Here is a 13,664-nt window from a genome sequence, read left to right as displayed (position 1 = left end):
CTGGGGTATCGTGTGAAATCCGCCGGCCGGCGGGGGTCCGACAGGGCCAGGCACCAATATCAATAATGACCGGCCACCAGGGGAGCAAACCGTGACACAAGTTGCCGTGAAGAAGAACCTCGGCAAACGGGACATGATCCTGTTTACCGTTTCCGCCATTCTGCTGGTGGATACCCTCGCTGCCACGGCTGCGATTGGCACTTCCAGTATTTTCTGGTGGCTGTTCCTCGGCCTGTTCTTCTTCGTGCCGTTTGCACTGGTGTCCGCCGAGCTGGGTTGCGCCTACCCCGAGCAGGGTGGCATCTACGCCTGGGTGCGTGACGCCTATGGCGGTCGCTGGGGGTCGCGTATCAGCTGGAGTTACTGGGTGAACGTGGCTATCTGGATGCCGGCGATATTCATCCTGTTCGCCGGTATTGCCAAGCAGCTGTTCTTTCCCGAACTCAGCGTGTCTCAGCAGATCGGCATGGGTATCCTGCTCACCTGGATCGCCGTCGCCACCAATGTGGTAACGCTCAACGTCGGCAAATGGGTACCGAACGTGGGGGCAATACTCAAGATCTTCATTTTTGTGGCCATCATAGTCGGTGCGATTTTCCACGCCGCGGAGAACGGCCTGGCAAACCCCATCAACCTGCAGAGCATCAAGCCGAACCTGGAGGACAGCCTCCAGTACATCCCGGCGATCATCTACGGCATGCTCGGTTTCGAACTGATCAGCGCCAGTAGTGAAGAGATGCGCAATCCGCAGAAGGACGTGCCACGCTCGATCCTGGTTTCCGGCATCATCATTCTCTCGCTGTATGTGCTGGGTACTGCGGCCATACTGGCGGCAATCCCGGCCCGGGATATCGACCTGGTGGAAGGCCTGGTGGATACCCTGCAGCTGTTCTTCGCCGGTACGCCATTTGGCGAGGCGCTGGTACTCGCACTGGGGGTGGCAGCGCTCTACACGTTCTTCTCCAATGGCGTGACCTGGGCAATCGGCGGTAATCGCGCCGCTGCGGAAGCTGCGGAGGAGGGTGAACTGCCGGGCCCGTTTGCGATCAAGAGCCAGGCGCGCAATACCCCGGTGGGTGCCGCGGTGCTGATGGGTATCGCCAGTACCCTGATCCTGCTGCTGTACGGGCTGCTGGTGAGCAGCAACGAGGACCTGTTCTGGTCCCTGTTTGCCTTCAGCGGTGTTATTTTCCTGCTGCCCTATGTCGGCATGTTCCTCGCGTTCCTGAAGATGCGCCGTATCGATGGTGACCGTCCGCGCCCATTCCGCGTCCCTGGCGGTGAAACCGTGGCGCTTTTGCTGACAGCATCCTGTGTTGCCGTACTGCTCGGCAGCATTTTCCTTTTTGTCTATACCCCGGGTGAAGGGTTCCAGTGGCCGGTGCTGATTGGCTCGGTCGTGACCCTGCTGCTTGGGGAGGTTGCGATCCGCTGGGCGGAACGGCAGCGCAAGGCCGGCACTGGCGAGGCAGAACTGGCCGTATCACACGATTAGACCAACAGGTGGTCGACGGATGTGGTCTGCGACAAGATGGTGAGAGAACAGATGTCTAGAGAAAATACCGGGGACCAGGCACTGCAAGCGCTGCAGGGTGCCCGCTTCAGTCCCTACTGGCTGGATGCGCCGGGGCGGCCGCAGGAGGAGCCTGCGCTTGCGCAGGATATCCGTTGCGACCTGCTCATCGTTGGCGGTGGTTTCACCGGCCTCTGGGCAGCAGTGCAGGCCAAGGAGGAGAATCCCGCGCGCGAGGTGGTGCTGATCGAGGCGCGCAGCATTGCCATAGGTGCGTCCGGCCGGCCGGCCGCGATCCTCTCCACTTCCGTCATGCACGGCCTCGTGAATGCGCAGCGCCTGTACCCGGACGATATGGAAACGCTGGAGCAGCTCGGCAAGGAAAACCTGGATGGCTTCCGGGAAACCATCGAGCACTACGAAATCGACTGCGACCTGGAGTGGGGTGGCGAGCTGACGGTTGCGATTGGCGACGAAGGTATCGACGATATAGAGCGGGAGTACGACCTTTATCGCCATTACGGCCACGATGCCCACCTGCTCGACCAGGAAGCCGTGCAGTGTGAGGTGAAGTCGCCGTTGTTTCGCGGCGGCCTGTGGTCGAGGAAACGCAGCGGCACGGTCCATCCGGCGAAACTGGCCTGGGGCCTGAAACGGGTGGCGATGCAGCTCGGTGTGCGTATTCATGAAAATACGCCGATGCTCTCCAACCGGCGCAAAGCCGGGGGCGTACTGGTTACCACCCCGGATGGCAGCGTGCAGGCGAATAAGGTGCTGCTGGCCACCAATGCGTTTGCCGCGGGCAACCGCCGCATCCGCAACCGGGTGGCGGCCATTCGCGATCGTATCGTGGTAACCGAGCCGCTCACTGATGCGCAACTGGCGGCGGTTGGCTGGCAAAACCGCCAGGGTATCTATGACACCCGCACCCAGCTCAATTACATGCGCCTCACCGCAGACAATCGCATCTTGTTTGGTGGACGCCTGGATTACTTCTTCGGCAACAACACCGACCCGGAGGAAGACAAGGGCCCGGCGCCCTATGTGCGCCTGATCGAAAATTTCTATCGCACTTTCCCAATGCTGCGCGGCATCCGTTTTTCCCATGCGTGGAGTGGGCCGATCGCGCTGACCACGCGTATGGCGGTGCACTACCAGCATTACTGCGGTGGCAGGATGCTGTATGCCGGCGGTTACTCCGGGTTTGGTGTGACCGCAACGCGCTTTGGTGCAAGGGTCGCGCTGGCGATCCTGGACGGGCGCGATATCCCGGAAGCCAGGCTGAAGTTTGCCCGCACCCTGCCGGCCTTTATACCGCCGGAGCCGTTCCGCTGGATTGGCGCCAAGATCACCATGTATGCACTGGATACGCTCGACGAAAAAGGGGGCTGGAGAGTGCCCTGGGTCCGTATGGTGGAGCGCATGGGCTTCCCGGTTACCCAGAAGTAGGCGCGGTGCGAATCAGCCTGCGTCCTGACAAGCCAGGCTCGTGAGCGGGTCGCTGTCATCAGTGTGCTGGCGCAGCGCGCTGATGAACAGGTAAAACAGCTCGGATTGCGATTTCACATCGAGCTTGGCGTAGATGTTTTTGCGGTGGGTTTTCACTGTGTCCACGCTGGCGCTCAGCTTTTCCGCCATGGAGCGGATCGAGTGGCCGCGCATGGTCATGTGCAGCACCTCGCATTCCCGCCTGGTCAGTGTCGAGCTGCCGAAGTTGGCCAGTGCCTTGTCGAGCCGCTTGCCGAAACTGTCGCTTTGCGGATCGCTGGCGTCGCGGTTTTGCAGCCACTTTTTCAGAATGCTATCCACCAGTGGTTCGATTGCCTGCAGCACGCCGACTTGTTGCCGGGAAAAGCGACCCGCGCCCGCGCTGGTGGTACGCCCGATCGACAGGCTGGCGATGGCGCCGTCAGGCGCCTGAACCAGAAAGCAGGCCTCGTCTGTCAGGTTCGCATCGCGATAGTATTTGCGGAAATATTCGGTCTTGGAAAAGGCGTCCGGGGCAACTTCCCGCAACAGGAAAAGGCCTTCCCGTTTTTCATCCACCGCCGCCCGGTAAAACGGGTCCAGCAGGTAGGCACCGCCAACATACCGGTCTACCTGTGCGTTCGGACACTCACCTGCGGGCAGCTCGTAATGGGTGACTTCCGGTGCGCTACCAACGGGATACAGGATCGCCATGCTGTTACTGCCCTGCACCAGGGCTTCGGCGGCTTGCAGTAGCTGCCCGACCTGTTCGCAGTCGGAGTTGCACTCCAGCAGTTGCGCTATACACGCATGCCAGTCGCGCAGGGCGGGGCCGGTCACACCCGGGTCGGCCATCAGGTTTGTGCCCCTTTTTGTTCCCCTTCTTGTGCGCTGTCCGCCAGATAGGTGTCTTTCAGCTTCACGTAATTTGCAGCGGAGTATTTGAAGAACGCTTTTTCCTTTTCGCTCAGTGGCCGCGCCTGGCGGCACGGGGCACCTACGTACAGGTATCCACTCTCCAGCCGTTTGCCGGGCGGAACCAGCGCACCGGCGGCAATCACCACGTCATCCTCCACCACAGCGCCGTCCAGGATGATTGCACCTATGCCCACCAGGATCCGGCTGCCGAGGGTGCAGCCATGCAGGCACGCTTTGTGGCCGATGGTGACGTCCTCGCCGATGGTGAGTGGCCAGCCATCCTCGTTAAAGGGGCCGGCATGGGTGATATGCAGGACCGAGCCGTCCTGTACGCTGGAGCGCGCACCGATACGTATCCTGTGCATGTCGCCGCGCACGACTGCTGCGGGCCATACCGATACGTCCTCACCCAGCTCGACGTCGCCGATCACTGTCGCCTGCGGGTCGATATAGACGCTGCTGTCATAGCGCGGGCTGTGGCTCTCGTGTGGACGGACGGACTTCATTGCACAAAACTCTCGATAGCAAAGCGGTTATGATAGCCGCCCATTTTAACCCGATTCAGGAGAACCTTATGGCGTCGTGTGCAAATCTTCCGCCTTTTGACCAGTTGAGCCCGCAACAGGCCGGTGAACAGGTACAGGCAGAAATCGAGAATTGCCGCGCCACGCTGGAAAAGGTCCTCGCAGAGAAAGGGGAGCGCACCTGGGACAATACCGTGGCGCCACTGGAGCATGCCCACGATGCGCTGGAACGGGCCTTTTCGCCCCTGAGCCACCTCAACAGCGTCCTGAGCGGGGACTGGCGCCCGGCCTACGAAGCTGCGCTCAAGCAAGCCACCGCCTACTGGGCTGCGCTGGGCCAGAATCATGCGCTGTACGAAGCCTACAGGGCACTGGCGCAATCGCCACAGGCGGTCGGCTGGAGCCAATGCCGGCGCCGCGCCCTGGAACTGGCGCTGCGCGATTTCCATCTGGCCGGGGTTGCACTGGATGGGCAGGAAAAGCAGAAGTTTGCGAGCAACGTGCAGCGATTGTCTGAGTTGAGCAGCAAGTTTGCGAATAACGTGCTGGATGCCAGTAATGCCTGGCAGCTCCATCTGGCAGATGATGGCCGCCTGGGAGGGCTGCCGGAAAGTGCGCGCCAGCAGGCCTGCGCCGCTGCCGAGCGGCGCCAGCTCGACGGCTACTGCATCACCCTGGATATTCCCTGTTATCTGGCGGTCATGACCCACGCCGACGACCGCGAATTGCGGCGTGAGGTGCACCTGGCCTACGTCACCCGTGCCTCCGAACAGGGCCCGCAACTCGCCCCCGAACCCGGCGCCTGGGACAATGGCCCGGTCATGCGCGAAATCATGGACCTGCGCGCCGAGCAGGCCAGGCTACTCGGCTACGACAACTACGCAGAGGTATCGCTGGCCAGCAAGATGGCAGAGCATCCCGAAGCGGTGGTGGGGTTCCTGCGCGACCTGGCGGCGCGCGCCCGCCCTGCGGCGCTCGAGGAATACGCCGCACTGCAGGCATTCGCAGCGGATGAACTGGGTATCGCACAGCTTCAGCCGTGGGATATCACCTGGGTGGCGGAGAAACTGCGCGAGGCGCGTTACGACCTCAACGAGGAACAGTTGCGTCCCTACTTCCCCTTTGCGCGTGTGCGCGATGGCATGTTTGCGGTGGCCGGGCGCCTGTTTGATATTCAGGTAGAGGCGGACCCGTCCGTGCCCACCTGGCATGCCGATGCCGAGTTCTTCTGGGTGCTGCGCGGCGGCGAGCGGATTGCCGGCTTCTACCTCGACCCGTTTGCGCGCGACAAGAAACGCGGCGGTGCCTGGATGGACACCGTTGCCCAGCGCCGCCGCTCCGGCGAGACATTGCAGCTGCCGGTGGCCTACCTGGTTTGCAATTTTTCCCAGCCCACCGAAAACCTGCCTTCACTGCTGACCCATAACGAGGTCACCACCCTGTTCCACGAGTTCGGGCACGGTCTGCACCACATGCTGACCCGAGTGGAAACCGCAGCGGTCTCCGGTATCAACGGTGTGCCCTGGGACGCGGTGGAGTTGCCGAGCCAGTTTCTGGAAAACTGGTGCTGGCAGGAGGAGGTACTGGATGAAATTTCCGGCCACTACCAGAGTGGCGAGCTGCTCCCGGGTGCATTGCGGCAGAAATTGCTTGCCGCGAAAAATTTCCAGTCTGCGATGCAGACCGTGCGCCAGCTCGAATTTGCCCTGTTCGATTTCCTGCTGCACCGGGAATACGACCGGGAAACAGAATTGCAGGTGTTACTGGACCAGGTCAGGACGGAAGTCTCTGTGGTGCCGGTGGCAGAGAGTAATCGCTTCCAGCACAGCTTCAGCCATATTTTCGCCGGCGGTTACGCGGCCGGTTACTATAGCTACAAGTGGGCCGAGGTCTTGTCCGCGGATGCGTTTTCACTTTTTGAAGAAAAGGGTATTTACGACAGTGATACCGGGCGCCGCTTCCTGCAGACGATCCTGGAGCAGGGCGGAAGCCGCGAAATCACCGAGTTGTTCGTGGAGTTCCGCGGTCGCGCCCCCGAGGTTGATGCGCTGCTGAGGCACAGTGGCATCAGCGAAACAGCGGGTGCTGCATCATGAGCGAAGCAAAACCGGTCAAAAAGCGCTTTATCGCGGGCGCTGTCTGTCCCCGCTGTGGCGAAATGGACCGCATCGTGAATTACACGGAAGCCGGGAAAAACTTTCGCGAGTGCGTCGCCTGCGGCTTCAAGGATGAGATCCGGCTGCAGTCGCAGCCCTCGGAGCTCACAACCCGCGTCAACCAGCCGCAGCAGCCGGTCGAGGAGCAGGCAGTGAAAATCATCGGCGGATCTGGCAGTAAACACGTCGGGAAAAAATAGTGCGGCCCTATTGTCCGCCGGACGATCCCTTCCTGCAGCTTGTCTATTCCGATGATGCGCTGCTGGTGCTCGACAAGCCCAGCGGTCTGCTCAGTGTGCCCGGCCGCGATCCGGCGCACGCCGACAGCCTTGCCAGCCGTGCCCAGCAACAGTTTCCCGGTGCCATGACAGTGCACCGCCTGGACATGGATACGTCCGGGCTGGTGGTGATGGCGCGCCATGCAAGCGCACATCGCCAGTTGAGCATCCAGTTCCAGGACAGGAAAGTTGATAAAGCCTATGTGGCAAGAGTCTGGGGGGAGCCGCAGGCTCACAGCGGTTCTGCCGACCTGCCGCTGATCTGCGACTGGCCGAACCGGCCGCGCCAGAAAGTCGACCACGAGGTGGGCAAGCCCTCGCTGACCCATTGGGAAAAAGTTTCCTCGCGCGATGGCAGCAGTCTGTTACGGCTGATGCCGGTCTCCGGGCGCTCGCACCAGCTGCGGGTGCATATGCAGGCAATCGGCCACCCGATCCTGGGTGACCCGTTTTACGCGCACTCCGATGCATTGCAGGCCGCCCCGCGCCTGCTGTTGCATGCCCTTGAGCTCGCTTTTACACATCCCACCACCGGTGAAATAATGCGGTTTCAATCGGATTGCCCGTTCACCTGAGCGCGGGCATCAACAGGAATGGAGCCGATCGATGAAAGGATTACGGAAGTTCGCCGCACTGCTTGGTGTGGCCTGCACAGTTTCCCTGGTTGCTACGCCGGTAACAGTCTCCGCCGCTGACAGAATTAATGGGGAAGGTTTCGCAACCCGTTCGATGGTCATTGCAAAAAATGGCATGGCGGCGACGGCGCAGCCGCTGGCGACCCAGGTTGCACTGGATGTTCTCAAGAAAGGCGCAGTGCCGTCGATGCGGCAATTGCTGCCAATGCCATGCTCGGTCTGGTGGAGCCCACAGGCTGTGGTATCGGCGGGGACCTGTTTGCAATCGTGTGGGACGCTGGCGACAAAAAACTGTACGGGCTGAATGCCAGCGGGCGTTCGCCGCGTTCATTGCCGTTCAGTTATTTTGCAGAGAACGGGCTCACCAGCATCCCGCCCCATGGGCCTCTACCGGTTTCGGTGCCGGGTACTGTCGACGGCTGGTTCGAGCTGCACGCCAAGTTCGGCAAGCTGCCGATGGCCGACAATCTCGCACCCGCCATCAGCTATGCGGAACAGGGCTTTCCTGTAACGCAGCTGGTTGCCTATTACTGGGGGCGAAGCACAAAAAACCTGAGCAAGTTCCCCGGTTTCAATGAAACCTTTATGCCCGGTGGCAAGGCACCGGCGGAAGGAGACATGTTCCGCAACCCGCGCCTGGCGAAGACCTATCGCGCCATCGCGCAGGGTGGCCGCGACGCATTCTACAAGGGAGAGATTGCCCGCAAGATTGCCACCTATATGGAAGAAAACGGCGGCTTCCTGGGTTACGAGGACCTGGCAAGCCACACTTCGGAATGGGTAGAGCCGGTATCGACCAATTACCGCGGCTACGATGTGTGGGAACTGCCCCCGAATGGCCAGGGCATCGCTGCACTGCAGATACTGAACATCCTGGAAAGCTATGACCTGGCGAGCATGGGGCGCACCAGCCCGGATTACATTCACCTTTTTACGGAAGCCAAAAAACTGGTTTTCGAGGATCGGGCAAAGTTCTACGCGGATCCGGCATTTAATGAGATACCGGTAAAAGAACTGATCTCCAAGGAATATGCAGCGAAACGGCGCCAGCTGATCGACCCGGTTCGGGCCAGCAAGCGCCTGGAGGCGGGCAACCCGGCGCTGGAGCGGGGCGATACCACCTACCTGACGGTCGCGGATGCAGAGGGCAATATGGTCTCGCTCATCCAGAGCAATTATCGCGGTATGGGCTCCGGCATGACCCCGGCCGACCTCGGTTTTATTTTGCAGGACCGCGGTGAGATGTTCAGCCTGAAAGAGGGGCATTTCAACCAGTATGCCCCCGGCAAGCGCCCATTCCACACGATCATCCCGGCGTTCGTCACTCGCGACGGCAAGCCCCACATGAGCTTCGGGGTCATGGGCGGCGCAACCCAGCCGCAGATGCACGCGCAGATCATCATCAATATGGTGGATTTCGGGCTAAACCTGCAGGAGGCCGGTGATGCGCCGCGCATGGTGCACTCGGGATCCGGCCAGCCCACGGATGAGCAGATGACAGACGGTGGCTACCTGAGCCTGGAGGATGGGATCCCTATGGAGACCCGGCGCCAGTTGCGCCAGATGGGGCACTCGATCCGCTTCAATTCAGGCCTGTTCGGTGGTTACCAGGCGATCCTGCAAGACAGCGACTCCGGTGTTTACTTTGGCGCATCGGAAAGCCGCAAGGATGGCCAGGCCGCGGGCTACTGACCGGTTGGCGCTTCCCCCGCAGGTTGTGGTGCCAGCCACCGCCCGGCGCGACTGATCCGCAGGTAGATAAGCGCCATCGCTAGCGAGCGCGCCAGAGACCAAAGCAGGAAGCTGAACCAGAGGCCGTGGTTGCCCCAGCCGCGGGTCAGCCACCAGGCCGGGAAGAACACCAGCGCGGTCGCCAGCAGCATGGTATCGCGCATCTCGCGGCTGCGATCGGCGCCAATAAACACCCCGTCCAGCTGGTAGCTCCAGACCGTGATCAGCGGCAGCGCGCACAGCCACGGCCAGTAGGCGCCTAGGTTTGCGAGCACGGGCTCGATACCGGTAAACAGCCGTGGGATCCAGCCGCTGCCACTGCCGAAAACCAGCGTCAGCAACAGCGCCACCAGCAGCGCGAGACCAGTTGCGATACGCACCACCGAATGGAAACCCGCGCGGTCGCGCGCGCCGATGGCCTTGCCCGTCAGCGCCTCGGTGGCATGGGCAAACCCGTCCAGGCCGTAAGCCGTGACCATCAGCAGCTGCATCATGATGGCGTTGGCGGCGAGCACCGTATCACCCTGCGCCGCGCCCTGCGCCGTAAAGAACGTGAACGTCAGCAGCAGCGCGCAGGTACGTACAAACAGATTGCCGTTGATCCCGAACAGGGCTTTCCAGGGGGCAGCATTGGTCAGGGGCGAAATTTCCCTGGCGGAGGGCTTGCGGACCCCCCGCAGATGGCGCCGGGCAAGCCATAACGCCAATGCAAACCCTGCGACATCAGCGCACACCGTCGCCAGTGCAGCACCGCGCGCACCCCAGCCAAACCCCAGGATAAATAGGGCATCCAGGACGATATTCAACAGGTTTGCGCAAACCAGTATCAGCAGAGGCGCGCGGCTGTCCTGCAGGCCGATAAACCATCCGATAAAGGCAAAGTTGGCCAGCGCCAGCGGTGCACTGAACAGGCGTATATAGGTGTATTCCAGCGCCATCGGCGTCGCCGCGGCGCTGGCGTTCATGAGTTCGACCACCACTGGCACGGCGACCGGCGCCAGTAACCACAGCGATAGCCCCAGCGCGGCGGCCAGCAGCAGCGAGCGCTCAAGCCATGCCAGTGCGGCCTGGTCGTCACCGGAGCCGTGCGCGCGCGCCACCAGCCCGGTGGTGCCCATGCGCAAAAAGCCGAATGCCCATAGCAGGAACGTGAGTATGCTGGCGCCGATGGCTACTGCGGCAAGGTAAACCGGGGAGTCCAGGTGGCCGAGGATGGCGGTGTCCACCGCGCCAAGCAGCGGTACCGATACATTGCTCAGGATCATGGGCCAGGCTAGCGTCCACACCTGTTGCGGGGCGCCAAACGGCCGGGTGTTAGTGGTCATAAAAAGACCAGAACCCGCGTACAAAACCGGCAGGGCATACTGTTGTTTTCATTGACATTTTGGCGCCGATGTGTTCGCCTTAGTCCTGTAGTAGTTGCGACAAAAAGACGCAGTTTGTTAGTTGTACCTTCCGGTCGACGGCATCTGTTTGATTTAAGAATAACAAGTTGCACTGTATGCGATGTACCTCCGGGGGATGGCCCGGCCAGTGTATGAAGTCTTGTTGTACTAACAGGATGTCCACATTTCAGATGTGGTATTACATAAGTTAGTGCTTCGGCTCCCGATGCCCGCATTTGCGGACATCGCATGACTTATGTTTTTCATCGACCGTGTACAGCCGGCGGGCTGATAACAAAAAAATACACGGAGATTTTGGGCGATGTTGAGTGGCATCAAGCGGGTATTCGCCTTGTTAACCACCTTTGTGCTTGCCGGTCCGGCTGCGGCCGATGAAGTCGAGCGCTGGGGCGTTAACATGACCAAGGGGGTTACCACGGTTTCCAGTGACATTTATGACCTGCACATGCTGATCTTCTGGATCTGTGTGGGTATCGGTGTGCTGGTTTTCGGGGTGATGTTTTACAGTATGTGGGCGCACCGCAAAAGTCGTGGCGCCAAGGCAGCAAATTTCCACGAAAGCACAGCGCTGGAATTTGCCTGGACCATTGTTCCCACCATTATCCTGGTCCTGATGGCAATCCCTGCCACGGCCACCCTCTACGATATCTACGACACTGAAGAAGCAGAGCTGGACATCATGATCACCGGCTACCAGTGGAAGTGGAAGTACGATTACATCGGTGAGGACGTCAAGTTCTTCAGTAACCTCTCCACCCCGCGCGCCCAATACGAACTGGATGGCTCCGATGTGGAAGGCCGAATGGCCAACCCCCATTACCTGCTCGAGGTCGATGAGCCGGTAGTGATCCCCGTCAACAAGAAAGTACGCTTCCTGATTACCGCAAACGACGTCATCCACGCCTGGTGGGTACCGGAGCTGGCGGTGAAGAAGGACGCGATCCCCGGTTTCGTCAACGAAGCCTGGACCAAGGTGTCCGAGCCGGGCATCTACCGTGGCCAGTGTGCCGAGTTGTGCGGCAAGGACCACGGCTTCATGCCGGTGGTGGTCAAGGCTGTCTCCGAGGCCGACTATGCCGCCTGGATCGAGGAGCGCCGCATGGCGGCCGTGAAACTGCGTGAGCTCACCGAGAAGACCTTTGGCTTTGACGAGCTCTTCGCCCAGGGTGAAAGCGTTTACAACACGGCCTGTGCCGCCTGTCACCAGGCGAATGGACAGGGCGTGCCGGGCGCGTTCCCTGCAATCGCAGGTTCCAAGGTTGCCACTGGCCCGCTGGATAGCCACCTGAGCATGGTCGTCGACGGCTCTGCCACAAACCCTGCGATGCAGGCGTTTGGCGGGCAGCTGTCCGAGGTTGACCTCGCTGCGGTGATTACCTTCCAGCGCAATGCCTTCGGCAACAATATGGGCGATACCGTGCAGCCCATCGACATTCTGAACTTCAAGAAAAAGCAGTAGGAGGTAGTCATGGCACACGGTCCGCAACCCGGATTCAAGCGGTGGCTCTACACCACCAACCACAAAGACATCGGCACAATGTACCTCTGGTTCAGTTTTGCCATGTTTTTCCTCGGCGGCATCATGGCCCTGGTCATCCGCGCCGAACTTTTCCAGCCAGGCCTGCAGATAGTCGAGCCTGAATTCTTCAACCAGATGACCACCATGCATGGTCTCATCATGGTATTCGGTGCTGTGATGCCGGCATTTGTCGGCCTCGCCAACTGGATGGTTCCGATGATGATAGGCGCTCCGGACATGGCGCTGCCGCGCATGAACAACTGGAGCTTCTGGATCCTGCCCTTTGCGTTCGCAATGCTCGTCTCCACCCTGTTTATGGAAGGCGGCGCACCGAACTTCGGCTGGACTTTCTATGCCCCGCTGTCGACAGAGTACGCACCGCCGAGCGTGACGTTCTTTATCTTCGCAGTGCACATCATGGGTGCCTCTTCCATCATGGGTGCGATCAATATCGTCGCTACCATCCTGAACATGCGCGCGCCGGGCATGACCCTGATGAAGATGCCGCTGTTCGTGTGGACCTGGCTGATCACCGCCTACCTGCTGATTGCGGTCATGCCGGTACTGGCCGGTGTGGTTACCATGATGCTGATGGATATCCACTTCGGTACCAGCTTCTTCAGCGCCGCTGGCGGTGGCGATCCGGTACTGTTCCAGCATGTGTTCTGGTTCTTCGGCCACCCCGAGGTCTACATCATGATCCTGCCGGCGTTCGGTATTGTTTCCGCGATCATCCCGACGTTCGCGCGCAAGCCGCTTTTCGGTTACAGCTCCATGGTCTACGCCACCTCATCCATTGCATTCCTCAGTTTCATCGTGTGGGCGCACCACATGTTTACTGTGGGCATGCCGATAGCCGGTGAGCTGTTCTTCATGTATGCCACCATGTTGATCGCGGTTCCGACCGGGGTGAAGGTCTTCAATTGGGTCACCACCATGTTCCGCGGATCAATGACATTCGAGACACCCATGCTGTTCTCGATAGCCTTTGTGATCCTGTTCACCATCGGTGGTTTCTCCGGCCTGATGCTCGCGATTGCACCGGCGGACTTCCAGTACCACGACACCTACTTCGTGGTTGCGCACTTCCACTATGTGCTGGTGCCGGGCGCGATCTTCTCGATCACCGCCGGCGTCTATTACTGGCTGCCGAAGTGGACCGGCAACATGTACAACGAGACCATGGGCAAGGTGCACTTCTGGCTGTCGTTTATCGGCCTGAACGTGACCTTCTTCCCGATGCATTTCGTCGGCCTCGCCGGGATGCCACGCCGGATCCCGGACTACGCCCTGCAGTTTGCTGACTTCAACCTGATCGCAAGCTGTGGTGCCTTCCTGTTTGGTGCGTCGCAGCTGGTGTTCCTGTTCAACATCCTGCGCACCATCAACGGCGGCAAGAAGGCCACTGCAGAGGTCTGGGAAGACGCGGACGGGCTCGAGTGGACCGTGCCTTCACCGGCGCCGTACCACACCTTTGCGACCCCGCCGGTTGTGAAGTAAGGAAAAGGAGGAAGAGC

At 60.4% G+C, this 13,664-nt stretch carries 11 protein-coding genes; 8 read left to right on the top strand and 3 right to left on the bottom strand.

Annotated features, from left to right (window positions below):
- The first annotated feature begins 91 nt into the window (after positions 1-91).
- Positions 92-1,495: an APC family permease gene (locus QSJ80_RS01715; protein ID WP_285762537.1), complete on the top strand. Its 1,404-nt coding sequence runs from the start codon at positions 92-94 to the stop codon at positions 1,493-1,495.
- A gap of 51 nt (positions 1,496-1,546) precedes the next feature.
- Positions 1,547-2,962, top strand: a complete 1,416-nt coding sequence (locus QSJ80_RS01710; RefSeq protein WP_285762536.1) for an NAD(P)/FAD-dependent oxidoreductase — start codon at positions 1,547-1,549, stop codon at positions 2,960-2,962.
- 12 nt (positions 2,963-2,974) lie between these two features.
- Here the strand turns inward: QSJ80_RS01710 and QSJ80_RS01705 are convergent, their stop codons facing one another.
- Entirely contained in the window at positions 2,975-3,835 is an 861-nt protein-coding gene (locus QSJ80_RS01705; RefSeq protein ID WP_285762535.1) for a helix-turn-helix transcriptional regulator, read from the bottom strand.
- Positions 3,835-4,404 carry a gamma carbonic anhydrase family protein gene (locus QSJ80_RS01700; protein ID WP_285762534.1) on the bottom strand — a complete coding sequence of 190 codons (570 nt, stop codon included), beginning with the start codon at positions 4,402-4,404 and terminating at the stop codon, positions 3,835-3,837. The genes QSJ80_RS01705 and QSJ80_RS01700 overlap by 1 nt, the downstream gene beginning before the upstream one ends.
- Positions 4,405-4,472: 68 nt before the next feature.
- Between QSJ80_RS01700 and QSJ80_RS01695 the strand changes: the two genes are divergently transcribed.
- From QSJ80_RS01695 to ggt, 4 genes are all read left to right on the top strand, one after another.
- Entirely contained in the window at positions 4,473-6,518 is a 2,046-nt protein-coding gene (locus QSJ80_RS01695; RefSeq protein WP_285762533.1) for a M3 family metallopeptidase, read from the top strand.
- On the top strand, positions 6,515-6,778 hold the full coding sequence (locus tag QSJ80_RS01690) for a YheV family putative zinc ribbon protein (protein ID WP_285762532.1): 264 nt from the start codon (positions 6,515-6,517) through the stop codon (positions 6,776-6,778). The genes QSJ80_RS01695 and QSJ80_RS01690 overlap by 4 nt, the downstream gene beginning before the upstream one ends.
- Entirely contained in the window at positions 6,778-7,431 is a 654-nt protein-coding gene (locus QSJ80_RS01685; RefSeq protein WP_285762531.1) for an RluA family pseudouridine synthase, read from the top strand. The genes QSJ80_RS01690 and QSJ80_RS01685 overlap by 1 nt, the downstream gene beginning before the upstream one ends.
- Before the next feature lie 270 nt (positions 7,432-7,701).
- On the top strand, positions 7,702-9,183 hold the full coding sequence (ggt, locus tag QSJ80_RS01680) for a gamma-glutamyltransferase (RefSeq protein ID WP_285762530.1): 1,482 nt from the start codon (positions 7,702-7,704) through the stop codon (positions 9,181-9,183).
- Here the strand turns inward: ggt and QSJ80_RS01675 are convergent.
- Positions 9,177-10,547, bottom strand: a complete 1,371-nt coding sequence (locus QSJ80_RS01675; RefSeq protein WP_285762529.1) for an MATE family efflux transporter — start codon at positions 10,545-10,547, stop codon at positions 9,177-9,179. The two genes, ggt and QSJ80_RS01675, sit on opposite strands and share 7 nt — an antisense overlap.
- A gap of 382 nt (positions 10,548-10,929) precedes the next feature.
- Here QSJ80_RS01675 and coxB point away from each other — a divergent pair, with 382 nt between their 5' ends.
- Both coxB and ctaD read left to right on the top strand, forming a co-directional pair.
- On the top strand, positions 10,930-12,087 hold the full coding sequence (gene coxB, locus QSJ80_RS01670; protein ID WP_285762528.1) for a cytochrome c oxidase subunit II: 1,158 nt from the start codon (positions 10,930-10,932) through the stop codon (positions 12,085-12,087).
- A 9-nt stretch (positions 12,088-12,096) separates the two neighbouring features.
- The gene (gene ctaD, locus QSJ80_RS01665) at positions 12,097-13,647 is read left to right on the top strand and encodes a cytochrome c oxidase subunit I (protein ID WP_285762527.1); all 1,551 of its coding nucleotides are present in this window, start codon (positions 12,097-12,099) and stop codon (positions 13,645-13,647) included.
- The last annotated feature ends 17 nt before the right edge of the window (positions 13,648-13,664 follow it).

Origin of the sequence: Biformimicrobium ophioploci, assembly GCF_030270605.1 — a bacterium.
Classification (GTDB): domain Bacteria; phylum Pseudomonadota; class Gammaproteobacteria; order Pseudomonadales; family Cellvibrionaceae; genus Biformimicrobium; species Biformimicrobium ophioploci.
This window is presented reverse-complemented; position numbering and strand designations above follow the sequence as displayed.

Bases quoted from the DNA above. Each gene is read 5' to 3' on its own strand.
- ggt (WP_285762530.1), top strand. From the start codon at position 7,702: ATGCTCGGTCTGGTGGAGCCCACAGGCTGTGGTATCGGCGGGGACCTG.
- QSJ80_RS01700 (WP_285762534.1), bottom strand. From the start codon at position 4,404: ATGAAGTCCGTCCGTCCACACGAGAGCCACAGCCCGCGCTATGACAGC.
- ctaD (WP_285762527.1), top strand. From the start codon at position 12,097: ATGGCACACGGTCCGCAACCCGGATTCAAGCGGTGGCTCTACACCACC.
- QSJ80_RS01710 (WP_285762536.1), top strand. From the start codon at position 1,547: ATGTCTAGAGAAAATACCGGGGACCAGGCACTGCAAGCGCTGCAGGGT.
- QSJ80_RS01690 (WP_285762532.1), top strand. From the start codon at position 6,515: ATGAGCGAAGCAAAACCGGTCAAAAAGCGCTTTATCGCGGGCGCTGTC.
- coxB (WP_285762528.1), top strand. From the start codon at position 10,930: ATGTTGAGTGGCATCAAGCGGGTATTCGCCTTGTTAACCACCTTTGTG.
- QSJ80_RS01695 (WP_285762533.1), top strand. From the start codon at position 4,473: ATGGCGTCGTGTGCAAATCTTCCGCCTTTTGACCAGTTGAGCCCGCAA.
- QSJ80_RS01675 (WP_285762529.1), bottom strand. From the start codon at position 10,547: ATGACCACTAACACCCGGCCGTTTGGCGCCCCGCAACAGGTGTGGACG.
- QSJ80_RS01705 (WP_285762535.1), bottom strand. From the start codon at position 3,835: ATGGCCGACCCGGGTGTGACCGGCCCCGCCCTGCGCGACTGGCATGCG.